Raw genomic sequence first — 19,742 nt, forward strand, 5'->3', positions numbered from 1 at the left:
AAACAATGGATTATATCGAAGAACGTAAAAAAATCGTTGAATATGGAAAACAAATGATTAATAATCATTTAACTACTGGAACAGGTGGAAACTTAAGTATTTATATTCCTGAAAAGAAGGTTATGCTGATTAGTCCATCTGGCATAAATTATTTTAAAACACAATTAGAAGATGTTGTCGTGATGGACTTAGATGGTCATATTCTTGAAGGTGATAAAAAGCCTTCTTGTGAACATGAATTACATAGTATTTTTTATAAACATAATCCTAATGTAAAATCAGTTATTCATGCACATGCTGATTATGCCACAGCGTGTGCATGTTTAAGAATTAATATACCTCCATTACACTATATTATGGCTGATATTGGCGATGAACTGCGTTGTACACATTATAAGATATACGGTTCTCATGAAATTGCTGAAGAAGCTTATAAAGTAATGGGTAATAATAAGGGGATATTATTGGCTAACCATGGTTTATTAGCAATTGGTAAAGATATTGATTCAGCAATGGGAATTGCAAGAAATATTGAAATGATGTGCAAATTATATATTCGAGCCTCAAGTATTGGTAATCCTGTTATTTTGTCTAAAGATGAAATGGCAGCAGTTGCTAAGAAATTTGAGACATATGGTCAAATAAAAGAAACGAAATAATAAGCACAATATTTTTCCATAAAAGAAAGGTAAATGTAAAATGACTTTGAAAAATGTGTGGGATAGGTTGTGTTTTAAAGAGGATCCGTCTTTTTATAAGTCTAAAGATTCCCATCTCGCTCATTCTTTAAGAACAAAAGATTTAATAGCTTTAGGTATAGGTATGGTTGTTGGTACAGCAATATTTACCTTACCAGGTATTGTGGCTGCTGAAAATGCTGGACCAGCTGTTTGTTTGTCATTCATAGTAGCAGCAATAGGTGCAGGACTTTCAGCATTAGCATATGGTGAAACATCTACAGTTTTGCCTTTTGCAGGTTCGGCATTTTCTTGGATTAATGTTCTTTTTGGAAAGTTTTGGGGATGGTTAGCAGGATGGGCTTTAATGGCAGAATATTTTATCTCCGTTGCGTTTGTTGTTTCTGGTTGGTCTGCTTATATGAAGGGATTTTTAAATAGCTTTGGAGTTTATTTACCTAGGGCAATAAATGGTGGATTTAATTTAAAGAACGGAAATTATATTGATGTTTTATCTGCACTAGCTATATTTATTATTGCATGTTTATTATCACGAGGTGTTGAACAAGTTAGTAGAGTAGAAAATATTATTGTATCAATAAAAGTAGCCGTAATTATAATGTTTATTATTGTTGGTGCAACAGCAATTCATTCACAAAACTATATACCTTTCATTCCTAACCATATACCAGGAACAAGATTTGGTGGACTAACAGGGATAGTAGCCGGAGCGTCTCAAATATTTATTGCATATGTTGGATTTGATGCTATAGCAGCTAATGCTGCTGAAACTAAAAATCCTAAAAAGGCAATGCCACTAGGTTTATTGGGTACATTAATTCTAGGAACTGGATTATTTGTAGCAGTATCTTTAGTTTTGGTAGGGATGTTTAAATATTCTGTTTATATAGGTAATGCAGAACCAGCCGCTTGGGCATTAAGACATGCGGGATTTCATATAGCAGCTAATTTACTTTCTATAGTAGCTTTAGTGGGATTGTTTTCAGCGCTTATAGCAATATTATTGGCATCATCTAGATTATTGTATGCGTTTGGAAGAGATCATATGTTACCACATACATTAAGTAATATTGATAAACGTAAAGTCCCAAACCATGCTCTGTGGTTCATTGCAATAACTGCAATGATTTTAGGATCTATATTTCCTTTTGATTTTTTATCAACTTTAGTATCTGCTGGGACATTAGTCGCATTTATTATAGTTTCATTAGGCATATATGCCTTAAGACCAAGAGAAGGAAAGGATCTTCCTGACGCTACATTTAAAATGCCATTATATCCCATATTGCCTGCTATATCAGCATTATCTTCATTATTTATATTTTGGAATTTAAAAAATGATGCAAAGATATTAATGTTAATTTGGTTTGTTTTAGGAGTAATAATATATTTTTCATATGGTATTAGACACTCCAAAATAAAACAATATAAGTGACAATTGATAAAAAATAGTAAAGGAGAATAAGAAAAATATGTTAAAAGGTATTTCGCCAGCTATATCACCAAAGCTATTAAAAATACTCGCAGAAATGGGTCATGGTGATACCATAGCACTAGGAGATTGTAATTATCCAGCCACTACTACTGGTAAAAGAGTGGTAAGAGCTGATGGCGTTAAAGCTACTGATTTATTGGATGGAATTATGCGATTATTGCCTTTAGATGTGAAAGAAGAGGGCAGTCCAGTTACTTTAATGAAATCTACCGATCATCCGGATATGAAACCAGAAATTTGGAAAGATTTTGAAGATATTGTTAAACAATATGAACCTGAAGTCACTTTTGATTATTGTGATAGATTTGGTTTTTATGATAAGGCAAAAGAATCATTTGCTTGTGTCCAAACTTCTGAAGAAAAGTATTTTGGTTGTATAATTTTGAGAAAGGGAGTTTGGTTCACAGCTAATGACAAAGATTAACATATACAAAAAAAGTATAGAACTATAGTCTCACATCAAAATATTGATGTGGGGCTATTTTTTGTTAAGATTTTAAACAATTTTCTAAACAAGAATCTTAACAAACAAATAAACAATTAAATTGTTTATTTAGTTATTTATTTAGTTACTTAATAAACAGTTCATTAATATAATAAATTATAAATGAAATTGTTTACATTTTAAATAACACTATACATTTAATTTGAATCGTGTATTATTAATTGAGCCGACTAATAATATGAGGAGAGATGCGCATGACAAATCGCCAAAACTACGATTTACCTATAAAACCGCTGAAATGGGATGATGAAAATATCCATAATATCTTGAATAAAATAGATCCCAAAGTGATAAAATACGATAACAAATATGAGATCAAGCCTTCAATGCTAGTCTTGTACAATTTAAATATTCCATATCAGGATAAATGGAATTCAGTAGTTTTAGATGAAGATGATGGGATAGTACTAACTAAGCAAAAGACCAAAAGTATTATGTCTGATTTTGCAGAAAAATTTGTTTTATCTTTTAGTCATCAACATCACTTTCATAAGGAATTAGCTAATCACTATAAACATACCTTTGCTGCAGGTAGGTATGCGTTTTTTTCAATTAATGGGTATTCATTAAAGCACACTCATTGGATTAGCTTGCATATGATCAAGTGCTATCATATGCAAAAATCAGGAGTGGTTTTTCATTCAAATGGAGCTATTAGATATTCATTTAAATTTACTAGGATTCCTAAGCATTTTGAAAGAGATTTATTTGCAGGGATCAATCATGCATATGTGATTCGCAAGGTTTTACTTAAGACGCTGAAGCCGATGGGATTTAATTATCTGAGGCAAGATCCATCGCTACTAACAGAGAATGATTATCTATATGAAACTAAGGCGAATTATGTAATTGATAACTTTACTGTGCAAAAAATGCGCCGAGTGTTAGATAATGAAGTGGTTGATCATGCGGTTAAGTATCTAAATAAAGAATTAGAATTAAAAGTGCAAAATGAATTTACCAAGTCAATTCGCAGGCATTTGAATAATCGATATAGGATATAGAAAAAGCAGATACAACTTGCGATCTAGCAAGCATATCTGCTCTATTGTTTTAAAATTTGGTAATGTGGGAATAATTATTAATAACTGTATATTATAGTAAGTTTAAATATTTTGCGGGAACCCATTGCATTTGAGAACCTAAACGGTAGTAAACTTGACCGTTAATAGTCTTTTTAGCAAAAATCTTCCAACGTAAGTTGGTTCTAATATAATTGCCTGTGAATTTGCCATTCATATCTAATAAGGCTATTTTCCAGTTAGCATTTCTGTTAATAACAGGAGCATATGCTATGGCTTCAAATGTAGTTTCATCATTTTCGTTAGCAACTTTTTCACCAGTATATTTTGCAGGAACCCATTGCATTTCAGTACCTAAACGGTAATATTCTTGGCCGTTGATGGTTTTTTTAGCAAATACTTTCCAACTTGAGTTAGTATTAATATACTTACCAGTGAAGCGTCCATTACTATCTAATAATGCGACTTTCCAGTTAGCGTTATTGTTAATAACAGGAACATATACTACTGCACTATAAGCTTCTTCTGATGATTTATCAGACATCGAACTAGTACTAGTAGATGTTGTGCTGCTCATTGATGAAGTACTGCTACTGGTGTTAGAATTTGTATTTGTTTTCTTTGCAGCAGGAACTGAAGGATAACTGGCTAAAGCAGATTGAGCCTTAGAAATTGCTTGGGTTAATTGAACAAAAGTTGGAGTCTTTGACTTCAAAGTAGAATCGGCAAGTTTTAAAGCAGAGCCTAATGTTGAATAATCAACTCTAGCTTGTTTGTAATTAGCAACACGATCACTTAAAGCAGCTTTTAATGAAGCAAGAATTTCTTGACCTGCAGCAATATTTTGCTTACTTGAGCCAGCAGGAAAAGTTGCTAGAGCAGTTTGAGCTTTAGAAATTGCTTCAGATAATTGAGTAAAAGTTGGATTTTGCATCTTCAAAGTAGAATCAGCAAGTTTTAAAGCAGAGCTTAATTCAGAAGATGCAACTTTGTTTTGCTTATAATCAGCCATACGATCACTTAAAGCAGGTTTCATTGAGGCTAGTAATCCTTGACCTGCTTCAATATTTTGTTTACTTGTGTTAGGTTCTAACTGACTGTGATTATCAGCAATGTGGTTAGCGATATTGCTTAATTGTGCATTAACTGCATTTAAATTAGTGTTAACTTCTGCAAGTAATGCAGCAACCTTAGTACGTTCGGCTTGAACGGTGACTAATCTTTCACGTACTTGATCAACTGTTGTAGCAAATTGTGCGCGTGCAACCGATAAATCAGTAGTATTCAAATCTTTAACTGTTTCACCAAACAAATTTCTGTGAATTGCAGTGTTGAAGCTATCGTAATCTTTTGCAGTAGCATTTTTGTCATTTAATGCAGTTTGTGCACTACCTAACACCATTTCACTGATAGCAATTCTAGAATCCAAATCGGTTAAGTAACTAGTTGATTTAGATTTCATATACTCGAGCTGTGATTTTTGTTCAGCAAGACCTTGACCAACTTTTGAAACATCTACAGTTTGAGTTGGAGCACTACTTGCGCGTACAACTTTTTGAGAGCTAACTACTCCTAAACCTAGTAGCAACGCCCCCCCATACTGATTGAGAGCATCTTTTTGTTCATGATTCTTTTCTCCTTTTAAAATTCAAATCATAATTACAATACAATAATATAACGTCTTCATTGCAAATTAAAGTCACAAGATTACAAAAATATTAAATTATTATAAATTAAGCAAAATGTTATAATTATTAAACATACATATTTAACAATACTGATTGATACAAATGCTTTATTAATCTTAAAATACTAGATTTTAAGATTGATAATATAATAAAGACGGTAGCAAAAATAACTTATAAAATAACATAAAAATTAATTTAATATTTTATACAAACAATAGAGCAGATACAACTTGCAATCTAGCAAGCATATCTGCTCTATTGTTATATACTTCTTAATGTTTCGAGCAACAGTTTCTTGTGTTTACTCAAAGTCTTTCTTGAAACTTGATAGTGTATCGCTAATTGAGTTAGTCTAGTTTGCTTCAGCAAATGCTCATAAAATATGACTTGTTGCAAGTGTGGCAGCGTAGCAACCACATCTTTCATCGCAAACATGACAGTCCAATTTTTGTTGGTGTTATCACTGATATTATCTGCATGATCAAGATTTGCAAATAGTTCATTAGTTAAATAATGGTGTTTCAGTTGGTCGTAGCAATGCCACAAGATTTTTTGAAAACTTAGTTTATCAATTTCGATTTGTGTTTTTTCATGGTATTGAACAATGTTTTGAGCATAGATTAGCAATCCTTCTGAAAACAAATCTTCATATAAGTAGCTGCTTGGTACAATTTTGGCGGTTTTTAATGCGCCATGGATTAGTTTTTGATGATTCCAAGCATATAGCATGGCATCGTGGTTAATATTATTGTTTTTCAATGTGACAATTTCCTTTGTATTTGTGTCACAAGCTTGTGCTAGTTTAATTTAACAAAATTCAATAATATTAAAAAACAAAAGTTAGTACGCTTAAATATATTGGCGTATAAGCACTTGCATATCTGCTTTAAAATAAAGAATGCTTTAGTAACAATAGTTGCTAGTAAGTAAACTTTGCAAAAAATTATTTTAATTATGCAATAGTGCTATTAAGGAGTGATATTTAATAAACATTCACATAAATAGGCTTGAGGATTTTTTAACTTCGAGCCTTTTTTCTATTAATTTTTTTCTCCTAAAGGTTACATTTTTACAACTTGAATCGTTAGTAATAGTGTGAGCAGCGCGCAGCTTATAAGACACATAGAATATAGGAGAATCAACCAATGAAATTACAATTAACTAAGCAAGATGTCGTTTATACATTTTTATCAGATGCATACAAAAATGGTGAAAAGGACCGCACATTAAAATACGTAAAACCAAACGCAAACCCAGATAACTTAGCAGCAGTTGGACAAGCAATTGCTAAGTTGCAAGATGATGAATTGAAACAAACTGTATTAGTGCAAACTCAAGCAGTAGTAGCTGAATAAGGAGAAAATAAATGACTAAGACTTTAAGATTAACTTTTATGAATGGCTCACACAAAAAGACAGGTTTAACTATTAATAAACTTGCTGAAAATTTATCTGCGGAAACTATCCGCCAAAGCATGGACACCATTGCACAAGCTGGTGTGTTTGCTAATGAAGGGATTGATGTATATCAAAAGCCACTTAGTGCTGAATATATTGAACGAACTGTTACCAGTGTGTTTGACGATTCTGCAACTGGTGATGACAAGTAAGAATTTATGCATAATAAACGAAAAGGCAGGCTGGAAGGTTTGCCTTTTTAATTATAACTAATACTTGCATAATATTTAAATTATAATATAAAATTTATGTATTTAATTTGTAATCATATTGAAATAGATTAAGAATGTCTTAATATGATAGTATTTAAAGTGTCTATACCACATATTAAAAAGGAAGAATACATCTATGAAAAAACGATCAAAAATTCTCACATCATTATCGCTGACTGCCGCAATGATTGGATTAAGTCAAGTTAGACCAAACAAAACTGAACTGCAAGCAGCAAATCAAGTTATCTATACACCAATTATTAACAACAATCCAAATTGGAAGATAGCTTTATGGACTAAAGATGGTCAACTATCTGGTGAATATTTACCAACTAATACTACTTGGAAAGTTATCGCAACTAAATACATGCATGGGCAGACTTATTATTGTTTAGGCACAGATAGGCAATGGATTCCTGCAAAATATGCGACCAGTCAATTGCCTGTAGTGCAGTCTGCAACTAATCCATATACTAAAACACAATTAAATGGAATTGATGTGGCAAGCTATCAAACAAATATCAATGTGGCAAATGTAGAAGGGGATTTTGCCATAGTTAAGGCAACTGAAGGTACAGGCTATGTTAATCCATACTTTAAGAGCCAAGTTCAATCAACTTTAGCAGGTAATAAATTACTTGGACTCTATCATTTTGCCAATGGTTATGATTATCGAACTGAAGCAGATCATTTTTTGAATCACGCTAGACCATATTTTGGCAAAACAATTTTGGCGTTGGATTTTGAAGGGGATGCAGTTAAGACAGGCGGTGTTAGTTGGGCTAAGAACTTCTTAGATTATGTACACCAAAAAAGTGGTCAAACTCCATTCATATATATGGGATTAGCTGACGAAAACCACTACAATTGGAATTCAGTTGCAAATAAATATCCTCTTTGGGTAGCTCAATATAATAACTACAATACCAATTACGGCTATACTCCAAGAAATATTTATGGCAAAGTTAAGCATTGGAATAAGATCTCGATCTTCCAGTATTCTGCATCTAATAAAATTAAAGGTTGGAGCCAACATATAGATACTAATGTTGCATATTTGACTCCTCAGCAATGGAATCAATATGCAGGAAGAAATGCAGTTGCCCAAGCTCCTAAAAATGTCGAAAAAACATCTAAAGCTCAACCAAGTCAAAGCTTGCCAGTTAATGTAGCACATGCACCAATCATTAATGGTAATCCAAGTTGGAAGATTGCATTGAGAAACCAAGATGGGACAATGTCTGGTGGATATTTAGCAACTAATTCTAATTGGAAAGTTTTAAAGCGCAAATTAATTAATGGTGAGATGTATTATTGCTTAGGATCTGATAAGCAATGGGCACCAGCTAAATATTTTACAGGCAATATTGTTGCCCCAATAATTAAAGATCATATTGTAAAAAAGCCAATTATCACGCCAACTCTTAACAAAAATGTTGTTCATGTACCTGTAATTAACCATAATCCATCATGGAAAGTTGCACTATGGGATCAAAATGGAAAGTTTACAGGAAGTTATATTTCAACTAATACTAATTGGAAGTTTTTTGATACAAAAATAATCAATGGAGAAAAGTATTATTGTTTAGGATCTAATCGCCAATGGATTCAAGCAAAATATACTAGCCACAATTAGCCAATAAAAAGAGCCAAGATCATCATGATCTTGGCTCTTTGCATATATAAAATTATCCTTGATGTGCTGAGTGACTCTTTCTGTTGGCTCTAACACGATTATTTTCAATACGTTCAGCTTCATGTTTAGCAGGGTCTAAAACTTTTAATTTATAAGTATATAATCCTGCAGCAATAGCACTAACAGTTGTAAAGATTCCACAGAAAAAGCCAGAACCAAATTTATTTTTTTTAGCCATAATATTTCCTCCTAAATAATTCTTTTATTAATTAAATTCTAGCAATTATATTAGTGAATAACAATGGTTGCGCATACAAAAATCATAATTATTAAAATTAGCGTGAAAACCTGCTATATTTTAAATATCTCAAAGAACTTTAGTGCTTAAGGTAATAAGGTTTAAGAGATAATTGAAAAGCTGTATAAAAATTGCAAAAAATCAATGATGTTTATGATTTAGCTATAAACAAGTTGACATAGATGAATTTTTGTACAAGGTTAAAATGATTATTGAGTATGTGTGAGTGCTTGATAGTCATTTTTTTGACATTACTTTTACTATTGACATACGTATAAATTATATTAAAAAGATCGGAGTACCAATGTCTATCTTTGGATCATACACCAATCATCCATTATGCATCAACTACCATATTTTGTGGCCAGCCATTTTGTGATTTATGTTTATCAAGTGCCATTATATTTTTCATTTCATCATCAGTTAATTTGAAATCAAAGATATCAAAGTTTTGTTTAATATGCTCTGGATTAATTGAACGTGGAATAGTCATGATTTTTCTTTGAGTTAAAAAGCGCAATAATACTTGAACTCCAGTTTTATTATATTTATTCCCAATATCAACAAGGGTAGGATCACTATTTAATAAGCGTGCACCTTGAGCTAGAGGAGACCAAGACTCATGGATAATGTCATTAGCTAATAAAAACTTATGCATCTTAGTTTGTTGTAAATATAAATTAGTCTCAATTTGATCGACTACAGGCTTTACTTCAGTCTTATTTATTAAATCTTGAATTTGTGCAATATTATAGTTTGATACACCTATTGCCTTAATTACACCTGCATGATAGTATTCTTCCAAGGCTTTATATGACTCAATTGATTTTGGGCGTGGCCAGTGCAAAATCATCATATCTAGATAATCTGTTTGTAATTTTTTGAGAGATTCTTCAATACCTTTTTTAGTTTCATCATATCCATCAGTATCTACTTTTGTTGTCAAAAAAATATCTTCTCGATTGATTCCACTAGCAACAATCCCATCGCCGACTTCTTTTTCGTTGTTATAATCCTGTGCAGTATCTATATTTCTATATCCAACTTTAAGCGCTTCTTTGACAGCGCTAGTTGTATCTTTTGGCTTAATTAGATAAGTACCAAAGCCAAGTACTGGGACTTTTGTACCTGTGTTTAATGTTAAATATTCCATAAAAATCTAACCTCATTTCTAATTACATTTCTATAGTAGATTTTAGCATTATTTATCTGCTTTTGTATCTGGTTTAATAGCTGCCTTGTCATCTTGTATTTTAGTTACGTTAGCTTTATAAACACCTGGTTGAATCTGATCATTCATATTGATGTTCCAGCGACTAGTTTTATATCCTTCATCAATATCAACTACTTGAGGCAGACCTTGGCTTTGCATTAACATGTTCATCCAAGTTGTGCCTTTTTTGACTACATAAGCAAGTTGCTGAGTGGGTTTTGAATTAACTTGGAACTTTGCATGTTCACCCGCATCAAAGGCAATAGTCATATACTTATTTGGATCATATGGACTAGTTATATCATTTGGATGAGGACGATTTTTGTCATGTTCATTTAATGGATTGTCCTTATCAGAAGGGATGTATCCATTAATTACAGGGCGAGTGACGCCGAATTTTGCCATAAAGATTTTAGTTGAAACAGTTTTGTTTGAGTTTTTATTTAATAAATCAAAGTTTGAACCATCCCAACCAATAAACTCTAATCCAGGTGTAGGGATAGCTTGTGGAATTTTCATCCCATTTTTTAAAGCTTCATCCCAAGTCAAATTATCACGCACCATGTATTTGAACCCAGCAGTCACTTTATTATTTAACTTCAATTTACCAAGTCTAAATGTTGAAAAGTACACATCAACATAGTCACCTGCATTAACATCATTATCCCCAAATGAATCCAAAAATACTTTTTGTCCATCTTTGTGACGCATATTGCGGAAGTTAGCATAGATTTCAACATCATTGTTAACTTTTTCTTCTTTTGATAGATCACGTGACCAATTTTTGAAAAAGAAGTCTTTACTTGCGACAGTTTCAGGAATAGGCAAGTTCACATCTTGAATTGCTTTATCTTTTCTCACTAAATAAGTTATAGCCTTACTTTTTTTGCCAGCAACTTGCAAGTCACCAAAATTATTACCATAGTGATACTTTTGATTAGCCTCACGCACAATGTACGTGACTGCCCAATAATTGTTAATATCTTTAATGCCTAAATTTGGGTTAGTCTTGATTAGCTCTTCTTTATATAACTTTCGATGCTCCATCGTGTCAGTAAAGATAGGACCTACAACAATTTTGTCTTCAATTGAAGTGTCATATGGCTTAGGTTCTGGATGATGGTGTTCATGTTGTGTTTTCATTTTCATAGGTTTAGCTGGATCAATTGGATCAATATGTTCATGATTGCCATGAGGGTAGATGATATAGTTTTGTTCAATATCAAATTTAATCTTTGATCTAAGTTCTTGTTCAGAAACTCCTTTGTTTATCGCAAAAATTTCAGCATATTTTGCATCTAGCAGCTTTTTCCATTTCGTTATTTCTTGTTCAACTGCAGGATCATCAAGTTTGACTTCTGGAGTGTTGTTTTGTTGCTTAGTTTCTGCTTTAGTTTCTACAGTTTTAGTTTGAGGAATCAAATAATCCCATTTAGTATTTTTTAAGTCAGAGTAGGGGATAAAGTGTGAATGATTTCCATGTTTGACAACTAATCCAGAGTCTAATTTATTGGTAATATTTTGCCCAGTAAAGGTAAAACCATCATCTGTCATTTGGTTGATTTTACTTTTGGGTATTAAGTTAGTTTTAATTGTGTGAGTACTAGTATTTTTAGTTGAAGCTGCAATTTGATTTTGGACTTTACTTTTTTCAATATAGTGGAAGTGATCACCATGTTGCACTATATAGCCATTAGCATCTTGTGAAACAACGTCGTTTGGATTAAAGATATAGTTATCGTGGTCATGGTTGTGATGATGGTGGCTGTGTCCATGGTGATTATCTGTTGATTTTTTAGTTGGAGTATAATTTTTAGGAATTAAATGTTCCCACTTAGTTCCTTTTAGATCTGAATAATACATAAAGTGGACATGTTTTCCATGCTTTACTAGAATTCCTTCAGGCGTCTTACTTTTGATTTGTGATTTATCTGATAACAAAAAGCCATCTTCTGTTTCATAATCAATTCCTGCAACTAATTTGCGATCTTTAGAAGTTGATTTTTTAACAGATTTTTTATTTTTTTGATGAGTTTGAGCATCTTTTTTTGAACTATTTTTCTGACAAGCAGTTAAAAATAAATTGCATGACAATAATACACTGGCAGCAGTTAAAATATATTTCCCTCGATTCATTGGTTAAGTAACCCTTTCTAATGTGTCTAATATTATTAATCACTTAAGTAAGCGCTTTTTAAAATTTACTTAAGTTGTTCAGAATATCAAACTACATATTCAAAGGCAACAAAAAAGCCTCGAAAAAATCGAGACTTTTAGTTAAGGTTACATATGTTCTAATTGAGAGTTAATCTCATCTTTGTCAAATTCATTCAAATCAATCTTTTCTCCGCTATTGGTTTGATTTTTGCTATATTGAATTTGAAGCATATGTATTTTCTTCGCATGACTAAATTATGTAGTGGATTGTTTATGTTTAGTATATGTGATAGCAATTTAATGTAATAGCCTTTTGATGTAAAAAGGCAAGAAATATTGTAGTTCATGTAATTTATCTGTATAATGAGTATATAAAAACAAGCGTGTTCCAGCACGCTTGTCATGTCACTAGTTAGATGGTGGCATTACGAACTTAATTACGAATCAAGACCATCATCACTGATGGTCTTTTTTGTCGGCTTTTTTCTTTTTGTTCCTTTTGGATTTGAAGAATTGTTTTACATGGTCAATGATTAAGTAATACTTTCATTAGGCAACCTCCTTTCTGAGTTATTCTGATTACAAATACAAGTTAATATACTTATAAGCATCACTCCTTTGAATAGAAGTTGCCACCATCACTACCGCGACTTAAATAATGATACAGGAATATTTACTAATTAGCTATACCAAAATAAAAAATTTCAAATCAAAAACCCATAATCCATTTTTGGAATGTGGGTTTTATCATGTATATCAATATAAGCGTTTTTAATTAATCTGTTTATTTATAAAATTTTGCATATTGTGCAGGAATCCATTGGTTTTGAGTTCCTAAACGATAATATAATTTACCGTTGATTATCTTTTTAGCAAAGACTTTCCAGTTAGTATTAGTCTTAAGATATTTACCTGTGAAATTACCATGCTGGTCAAGCATTGCTACCATCCAGTTTTTATCATGGTTAATAAGTGGTAGATAAACAATTCCTGAAATATGTTCTTCCATATTTTCCATGCGCTCACCAACATATTGTGCAGGAATCCATTGGTTTTGGTTTCCAATACGGTAATACAATTTACCATTGATCATTTTTTTAGCAAAAACTTTCCAATTTGAGTTCGTTGAAATATAGTTGCCAGTAAACTTACCATCTTTGTCCCATAGTGCAACTTTCCAGCTAGGACTGTTGTTGATCATGGGAACATAGACAATTCCACTCATTGGAGTTTCAGGGTTAATAGGAACATTAATTTTTGGTTGCTCTGCTTTTGGCATATCTTGTTTAGGCATTGAAGGAGCAGGCACAGCAGGTTTTTCTGCTTTAGGTGCAACAGGCTTCTTAGCTTCAGGCATAGCAGGAGTTTCAACCTTAGGTTGCTCTGCTTTTGGCATATCTTGTTTAGGCGCAGGTCTTTTTGCATCTTTTAGCTTCAAGTTTTCTTGTTTAGCAGATCCTGCAACTTTTTCAATTAAAGCCTTTGCCTCTTTAAAAGCATTATCTACATCGTTTTTAGTAGTGGCTCTATTAATAGCACTTAGTCCCTTATTTAATTCATTAGTGATCTCATTTTTAGCCTTATCTTTTTTGTCTTGTGACAGCAATTCTAGCTTATCAATATCACTTTTTTCATCTGTACCAATTTTATTTAAAGCAATGCGCTTATCAAGTCTTTCTTTATAAATTCCAGATTCTGGAAGAGTTCCTTTTAAGCCAATATTTAATGAAAATTCTTTATTAGTTTTTTCATTAAATAATTTTAAAGTATATGGACCTGGGTAAATTGAGCTATCTAAAACTGTTACTAATAATTTTGTCTTATCTTGTTCGATTTTTAATCTGTCTTGACCTAAGTCATATAATTCACCAACAACTTTGATTTTAAAATTACCTGGATCTAAAACCATTTCATCTTTATCATTTTTAATTTCTAATACAAGAGTTTGCTGGCTTTTGTCAGCTATTGTGATAGTGTTGCTACCTTTTAAAGTGATTGACTTAATTTGAGATGAAGTTTGATCTTGTTTAGGCATTTCTGTATGAACAGAAGGATCGTTGCTTTGGGGTAGATCTTCATCAGTCATTTCAGGCAATTTAGGTGCAGGTGAGTTAGGCGAATTTTTAATATCTTGAACATTTTGTTTTAAGGTTGCAAGTTTTGTTTCAGCTTGTTTATATAAACTGTCTATATATGAATTTGCAATAGATGCAGAAATTTGAGTGCGCAAACTTTTCAGTTCTGTTTCAATTCCACTAGCAATAGCTATTTTTGAAAAATCAGATCCAGCTTCTTTTTTGATTTCATCTAGATATTTTTTCGCATCAGCTTCTAATTTATCTAATTTTTTTAGAACATCTTCACGATGTTTGAGATTATTTACCTTATTTTTTGCTTCAATTTCTTGTTCACGATCTAAATACAGTTTCTTATTTAATGCTTCTACGCTATTAATATCTACATCATCACCAATAGACTTAATTGAATCTATATTATTTTTGTAAATAGTACTTACAAAAACTTCATAATCTCGTCGTTCTTCAGCAGTTAAATTTGGTAGTGTCTTAATTTTTGCCAAAGTTGCTTGATATTGAGCTTCATTTTCAGCAAGCAATTTTGCAATTACATCTTTGTATTTTTCTAATCTACTAGTTGCAGTTGTTTTAACTTCAGCAGCTTGGATTTGTTGTGCACTTAATTGACTGATTCCCGCTAAACCAAGTGTTGCAACAAAGACATTTCCAATAATCCACTTTTTATTAATTGTATATCTTTTATTTCTAGTTTTCATAACATCTTCTCTCATTTCTATAAATCTACAATTATGATAATTTATTAGTTTTTTATGCCGATTCATCGGATATATTTAATAATATCATGCAAGTTAAAAACTATACAAGTAAAATAATATATATTTTTTATCTAATACATATATAAGACAAAAATAATACATTGAGCCAAGGACATAAAACTTCCTTATAATAACGATTTCAAAATCAAAAATTAAGGTTTAACATATTACAGAACAGCAGTTTTTTGGCTATAATATATAATTGTCTATAAAGAAGTTTTTCAAGAGAGGATCAAGATATATGAGTCGAGAGACGATTTTGGCTGGATTAAATGACCAGCAAAAAAAAGCAGTTGAAATAACTGAAGGCCCACTATTAGTGGTAGCAGGTGCAGGATCTGGAAAAACTTCAGTGTTAACAAGAAGAATTGCTTACTTGGTTGAAGAAAATAATGTAGCTCCATGGAATATTTTGGCAATTACTTTTACTAATAAAGCAGCTAATGAAATGCGTGAACGTGAAGAAAAATTACTTGGAGTAGCTGCTCAAAGTATTTGGATGTCGACTTTTCATGCTTTATGTGTCAGAATCTTGCGACGTGATGCAGATAAGATTGATTATGCAAGAAACTTTTCGATCGCAGATACTCCAGAGCAATTAACTTTAATTAAACATATTGAAAAAGCTCAAAACATCAACCCTAAAATGTATGATCCAAAATCTGTTTTAGGTGCTATTTCTAATGCAAAAAATGACCTAATGACACCTAAAGCTTATGAAGCAATTGCGGTAAGTCCATTTGAAAAGACTGTTGCACAAATTTATCGTGAGTATCAAAGAAGGTTGCACCGCGATCAAATTATGGACTTTGATGATTTGATAATGCAGACATTAATTTTATTCAAAAAAGATAGTGCTACTCTTCATTATTATCAAAACAAATTTAAATACTTATTAGTTGATGAATACCAGGACACTAACCAAGCACAATATGAATTGTGCCATGAATTAGCTGCTCAATACAAAAATATCTGTGTTGTAGGGGATGCTGATCAGTCAATCTATGGTTGGCGTGGCGCCAATATGGAAAATATCTTGAATTTTGAAAAAGATTATAAATCAGAAAATGTGCAAATTGTAAAACTAGAACAAAATTATCGCTCAACTGGGCACATCTTAAAAGCAGCTAACTCAGTTATTCAAAATAACGAAAACCGCAATGACAAAAATCTATGGACTGATAAAGGCGATGGTGAAAAAATTACCTATTATCGCGCTCAAAGTGGAGATGATGAAGCGTTATATGTTGTTGCAAAGATCAGAGAAGAAATTAAAGATAATCATCGAGATTATGGAGATTTTGCAGTTTTATATAGAACTAACGCCCAATCTCGTGCAATTGAAGAAGCACTAGTTAAATCAAATATTCCTTATCAAATTGTTGGTGGACATAGGTTTTATGATCGAAAAGAAATCAAAGACATCATGGCTTATTTGAAGCTAGTTGCAAATCCATCTGATGCAATGAGTTTAAACCGTATTATCAATGTGCCAAAGCGTGGGATCGGCCCAACTACTGTGACTAGATTATTAGAATTTGCAAATGAAAATAATTATGGAATCACTGAAAGTCTGCACCATGTATCGCAAGCCCCAATTGGCACTCAAGCAATGAAAAAACTGCAAGACTTTACTGCAAAACTAGATGATGCAATCGCTTATGCAAAAGACCATAGCGTTACAGGACTAACTCAAAAGATTCTAGAAGACTTTGGCTATAGTGCAGATTTGCGTGCAAAGCATACAATTGAAGCAGATACTAGATTAGAAAACTTAGATGAATTTTTGTCCGTAACTAAAAGATTCGATGATCATTATGAAATGCAAGAAGATTCAGATGCTTTGAATGACTTTTTGTCAGAAGTTTCATTATTAAGCGATCAAGATGATATTGCTGAAGGTCAACAGCAAGTTACTTTAATGACTCTTCATGCAGCTAAAGGTCTAGAATTCCCAGTAGTATTTTTAGTTGGGATGGAAGAAGGAATCTTCCCATTATCAAGGGCAATGTTTGATGATGATCAACTTGAAGAAGAGCGCAGATTAGCTTATGTAGGAATCACTCGTGCTAAGCAAAAATTATATCTAACTAACGCTTGGTCAAGAATGATGTATGGCCGACCGCAAAATAATCCAGCATCAAGATTTTTAGATGAAATTGAAGACGATGATTTAGACTTTGAAACACCAGAAACAAAAGCCGCAAGTATTTATTCAAAAGTCAAAGCACCATTTATAGAACATGATCAAAGAGCACGCTCTGAAGTCTATACCCCTAAAAAAGCTGCTGGTGCAGTTGGAGCAGAAAAAGGTACTTGGAATGTTGGTGATATGGTGCAACATAAGGCTTGGGGACAAGGAGTTGTGATCAAAGTCAACGGTACAGGTGAAGATATGGAGTTAGATATTGCATTTAAAGATAAGGGAACCAAACGTTTATTAGCCGCATTTGCTCCTATTAAAAAGGTATAATTTTAATTAAAAGGGGGTTATATCAATGGCCATAACTCAATTGCAAGCCGAAAAAGAAGTCAAACAATTACGTAAGCAATTAAATGATTGGGCTGAAGCTTATTATTCAAAGGATAATCCAGAAGTTGAAGATGCTGTATATGATCAAAAATATCAACGATTAGTAGAATTAGAAAAGCAATTCCCTGCATTAGTTACTCCAGATTCTATTACTCAAAGAGTTGGTGGACAGATCAATACTGAATTTTCAAAAGTTGACCATGCAATTCCAATGCTTTCAATGGGGGATGTCTTTTCTAAACAAGAGTTAAAAGAATTTGACCAAAGAATTCAAAAACTAGTGGGTCACCCAGTTGCGTATAATGTTGAATTAAAAATTGATGGTCTATCTTTATCATTAGAATATACTGATGGAAAATTAACTCGTGCATCAACCAGGGGAAATGGTAGTGTCGGCGAAGATGTAACTAATAACGTGCGCTATATTTCAGATGTACCTGAAACTTTGCCTACTCCATTAACTACTGAAGTTCGTGGCGAATGTTATATGGGCAAAGAAGCCTTTGTAAAATTAAATCGTGAACGCGATGAAAAAGGAGAAGCTGTTTTCGCTAATCCCCGCAACGCAGCAGCGGGGTCATTACGCCAATTAAAGGCACAAGTTACTAAAAAACGTGATTTGAGTACTTTTATTTATACTTGGGTCAATCCTCCACAAGATATTACTAGCCAGCATCAAGCAATTAATGCAATGGCTGAATTGGGTTTTCATACTAATCAAACTGGCAGAAAATTATCAACTATTGATGAGATTTTTGACTTTATAGATGAATATACTAAAAAACGTGATGAATTAACCTATGGAATTGATGGGATTGTCTTAAAAGTTGATGATTTAGCACTTCAGCAACAATTAGGTGCAACTGTAAAAGTTCCACGTTGGGAAATTGCTTATAAATTTCCTCCTGAACAACAAGAAACAATAGTTCATCAAATAGTTTGGACAGTTGGTCGAACTGGTGTGGTAACTCCAACTGCAGTTATGGATCCAGTGGAATTAGCAGGAACTACAGTGTCTAGAGCCGTATTACACAATCCTGATTTATTAAAAGAAAAAGATATCAGAATTGGTGATACAGTTTTGGTTCATAAGGCTGGAGATATTATTCCAGAGATTTCTGAAGTAATTATGTCAAAAAGACCAAAAGACTCTGTCCCTTATAAAATTCCAACCCATTGTCCTTCATGTAATCATGAATTAGTTCACTTAGAAGGCGAAGTTGCTCTGCGCTGCATTAACCCTGCATGTCCAGCCCAAATTCAAGAACAGATCACTCATTTTGCATCAAGACCTGCAATGGATATTAGTGGCTTAGGACCTAGAATTGTTGAACAATTAATCAAAAATGATCTAGTTCATGATGTGGCAGATTTATACCATTTAGAGCCAGCAGATTTAGCAAAATTAGATCATTTTAAAGAAAAGTCAATTCAAAACTTGCTAACAGCAATTAACAATAGTAAGCAAAATTCTGTTGAATTATTAATCAATGGGTTAGGAATTGATCATGTTGGAAGCAAGGCAGCTAGAATAATTGCAGAAAAATATAAAAACTTAACTAAGATTATGTCTCTAACAGTGCAAGAGTTGACAACAATCGATACAATAGGAGAGACGATTGCTGAATCAATGGTCACTTATTTTGCACAGCCAGAAGTTAAAGAAATGATCCAAGATTTAATTAAGAGTGGATTAAATATGGATTATTTAGGAAAAGTTGAAACAACTATTCCAGATAACTTCTTTAAAGATAAAACAGTCGTTTTAACTGGAAAATTAGCGCATTATACTAGAAGTGACTTCACTAAACGCTTGCAAGATTTAGGAGCTAAAGTGACAAGTTCTGTATCCAAAAAAACTGACTATGTAATTTATGGGACAGATGCAGGATCTAAATTAACTAAGGCTCAAAATCTAGGAGTTAAGTTATTGACTGAAGAGCAGGCAATCGCACAAATTTAATGTTAAGGGATTAT

Annotated in this window: 15 protein-coding genes; 9 read left to right on the forward strand and 6 right to left on the reverse strand. The window is 32.5% G+C overall.

Features of this window, described 5'->3' with window-relative positions; all coding sequences use genetic code 11:
* Positions 1-5: 5 nt before the first annotated feature.
* The 4 genes from AC38BG_RS03800 to AC38BG_RS03815 all read left to right on the forward strand — a co-directional run bounded on the left by AC38BG_RS03800 (position 6) and on the right by AC38BG_RS03815 (position 3,702).
* Positions 6-659 (forward strand): L-fuculose-phosphate aldolase, encoded by a 654-nt coding sequence (locus AC38BG_RS03800; RefSeq protein ID WP_489936546.1) that lies wholly within the window; start codon positions 6-8, stop codon positions 657-659.
* Positions 660-699: 40 nt separating this feature from the next.
* On the forward strand, positions 700-2,133 hold the full coding sequence (locus tag AC38BG_RS03805; protein ID WP_489936547.1) for an APC family permease: 1,434 nt from the start codon (positions 700-702) through the stop codon (positions 2,131-2,133).
* 37 nt (positions 2,134-2,170) lie between these two features.
* Entirely contained in the window at positions 2,171-2,617 is a 447-nt protein-coding gene (locus tag AC38BG_RS03810; protein WP_489936548.1) for an RbsD/FucU family protein, read from the forward strand.
* Between the two features lie 275 nt (positions 2,618-2,892).
* Positions 2,893-3,702 carry a hypothetical protein gene (locus AC38BG_RS03815; RefSeq protein ID WP_489936549.1) on the forward strand — a complete coding sequence of 270 codons (810 nt, stop codon included), beginning with the start codon at positions 2,893-2,895 and terminating at the stop codon, positions 3,700-3,702.
* A gap of 91 nt (positions 3,703-3,793) precedes the next feature.
* Here the strand turns inward: AC38BG_RS03815 and AC38BG_RS03820 are convergent, their stop codons facing one another.
* Complete coding sequence (locus tag AC38BG_RS03820; RefSeq protein ID WP_489936550.1) at positions 3,794-5,308, reverse strand: SLAP domain-containing protein; 1,515 nt, start codon at positions 5,306-5,308, stop codon at positions 3,794-3,796.
* A 361-nt stretch (positions 5,309-5,669) separates the two neighbouring features.
* Entirely contained in the window at positions 5,670-6,167 is a 498-nt protein-coding gene (locus AC38BG_RS03825) for a sigma-70 family RNA polymerase sigma factor (protein ID WP_489936551.1), read from the reverse strand.
* A gap of 386 nt (positions 6,168-6,553) precedes the next feature.
* On the opposite strand from AC38BG_RS03825, the gene AC38BG_RS03830 reads away from it, so the two are divergent.
* The 3 genes from AC38BG_RS03830 (at position 6,554) to AC38BG_RS03840 (ending at position 8,713) form a co-directional block, all read left to right on the forward strand.
* Positions 6,554-6,763 carry a DUF1659 domain-containing protein gene (locus tag AC38BG_RS03830; RefSeq protein WP_489936552.1) on the forward strand — a complete coding sequence of 70 codons (210 nt, stop codon included), beginning with the start codon at positions 6,554-6,556 and terminating at the stop codon, positions 6,761-6,763.
* An 11-nt stretch (positions 6,764-6,774) separates the two neighbouring features.
* A complete protein-coding gene (locus AC38BG_RS03835; protein ID WP_489936553.1) occupies positions 6,775-7,017 on the forward strand; it encodes a DUF2922 domain-containing protein in 243 nt (80 codons plus the stop codon).
* A 196-nt stretch (positions 7,018-7,213) separates the two neighbouring features.
* On the forward strand, positions 7,214-8,713 hold the full coding sequence (locus AC38BG_RS03840; protein ID WP_489936554.1) for a GH25 family lysozyme: 1,500 nt from the start codon (positions 7,214-7,216) through the stop codon (positions 8,711-8,713).
* Positions 8,714-8,765: 52 nt separating this feature from the next.
* On the opposite strand, the gene AC38BG_RS03845 is transcribed toward AC38BG_RS03840, so the two are convergent.
* The 4 genes from AC38BG_RS03845 to AC38BG_RS03860 all read right to left on the reverse strand — a co-directional run bounded on the left by AC38BG_RS03845 (position 8,766) and on the right by AC38BG_RS03860 (position 15,172).
* Entirely contained in the window at positions 8,766-8,951 is a 186-nt protein-coding gene (locus AC38BG_RS03845) for a DUF3042 family protein (protein ID WP_489936555.1), read from the reverse strand.
* A 397-nt stretch (positions 8,952-9,348) separates the two neighbouring features.
* On the reverse strand, positions 9,349-10,164 hold the full coding sequence (locus AC38BG_RS03850) for an aldo/keto reductase (RefSeq protein ID WP_489936556.1): 816 nt from the start codon (positions 10,162-10,164) through the stop codon (positions 9,349-9,351).
* Positions 10,165-10,212: 48 nt separating this feature from the next.
* The gene (locus AC38BG_RS03855; protein ID WP_489936557.1) at positions 10,213-12,360 is read right to left on the reverse strand and encodes a pneumococcal-type histidine triad protein; all 2,148 of its coding nucleotides are present in this window, start codon (positions 12,358-12,360) and stop codon (positions 10,213-10,215) included.
* An 805-nt stretch (positions 12,361-13,165) separates the two neighbouring features.
* Positions 13,166-15,172 carry an SLAP domain-containing protein gene (locus tag AC38BG_RS03860; RefSeq protein WP_489936558.1) on the reverse strand — a complete coding sequence of 669 codons (2,007 nt, stop codon included), beginning with the start codon at positions 15,170-15,172 and terminating at the stop codon, positions 13,166-13,168.
* Between the two features lie 301 nt (positions 15,173-15,473).
* Here AC38BG_RS03860 and pcrA point away from each other — a divergent pair, with 301 nt between their 5' ends.
* A complete protein-coding gene (pcrA, locus tag AC38BG_RS03865; protein ID WP_489936559.1) occupies positions 15,474-17,705 on the forward strand; it encodes a DNA helicase PcrA in 2,232 nt (743 codons plus the stop codon).
* 25 nt (positions 17,706-17,730) lie between these two features.
* The gene (gene ligA / locus AC38BG_RS03870; RefSeq protein ID WP_489936560.1) at positions 17,731-19,728 is read left to right on the forward strand and encodes an NAD-dependent DNA ligase LigA; all 1,998 of its coding nucleotides are present in this window, start codon (positions 17,731-17,733) and stop codon (positions 19,726-19,728) included.
* Positions 19,729-19,742 lie beyond the last annotated feature (14 nt).

This window comes from Lactobacillus sp. M44 (genome assembly GCF_058130005.1).

What these genes read in the sequence shown, in the direction of transcription:
- AC38BG_RS03840 (WP_489936554.1), top strand. Translation starts at nt 7,214, where the DNA reads ATGAAAAAACGATCAAAAATTCTCACATCATTATCGCTGACTGCCGCA.
- AC38BG_RS03860 (WP_489936558.1), bottom strand. Translation starts at nt 15,172, where the DNA reads ATGAAAACTAGAAATAAAAGATATACAATTAATAAAAAGTGGATTATT.
- AC38BG_RS03850 (WP_489936556.1), bottom strand. Translation starts at nt 10,164, where the DNA reads ATGGAATATTTAACATTAAACACAGGTACAAAAGTCCCAGTACTTGGC.
- AC38BG_RS03800 (WP_489936546.1), top strand. Translation starts at nt 6, where the DNA reads ATGGATTATATCGAAGAACGTAAAAAAATCGTTGAATATGGAAAACAA.
- AC38BG_RS03830 (WP_489936552.1), top strand. Translation starts at nt 6,554, where the DNA reads ATGAAATTACAATTAACTAAGCAAGATGTCGTTTATACATTTTTATCA.
- AC38BG_RS03815 (WP_489936549.1), top strand. Translation starts at nt 2,893, where the DNA reads ATGACAAATCGCCAAAACTACGATTTACCTATAAAACCGCTGAAATGG.
- AC38BG_RS03805 (WP_489936547.1), top strand. Translation starts at nt 700, where the DNA reads ATGACTTTGAAAAATGTGTGGGATAGGTTGTGTTTTAAAGAGGATCCG.
- AC38BG_RS03810 (WP_489936548.1), top strand. Translation starts at nt 2,171, where the DNA reads ATGTTAAAAGGTATTTCGCCAGCTATATCACCAAAGCTATTAAAAATA.
- AC38BG_RS03835 (WP_489936553.1), top strand. Translation starts at nt 6,775, where the DNA reads ATGACTAAGACTTTAAGATTAACTTTTATGAATGGCTCACACAAAAAG.
- ligA (WP_489936560.1), top strand. Translation starts at nt 17,731, where the DNA reads ATGGCCATAACTCAATTGCAAGCCGAAAAAGAAGTCAAACAATTACGT.
- AC38BG_RS03855 (WP_489936557.1), bottom strand. Translation starts at nt 12,360, where the DNA reads ATGAATCGAGGGAAATATATTTTAACTGCTGCCAGTGTATTATTGTCA.
- AC38BG_RS03845 (WP_489936555.1), bottom strand. Translation starts at nt 8,951, where the DNA reads ATGGCTAAAAAAAATAAATTTGGTTCTGGCTTTTTCTGTGGAATCTTT.
- pcrA (WP_489936559.1), top strand. Translation starts at nt 15,474, where the DNA reads ATGAGTCGAGAGACGATTTTGGCTGGATTAAATGACCAGCAAAAAAAA.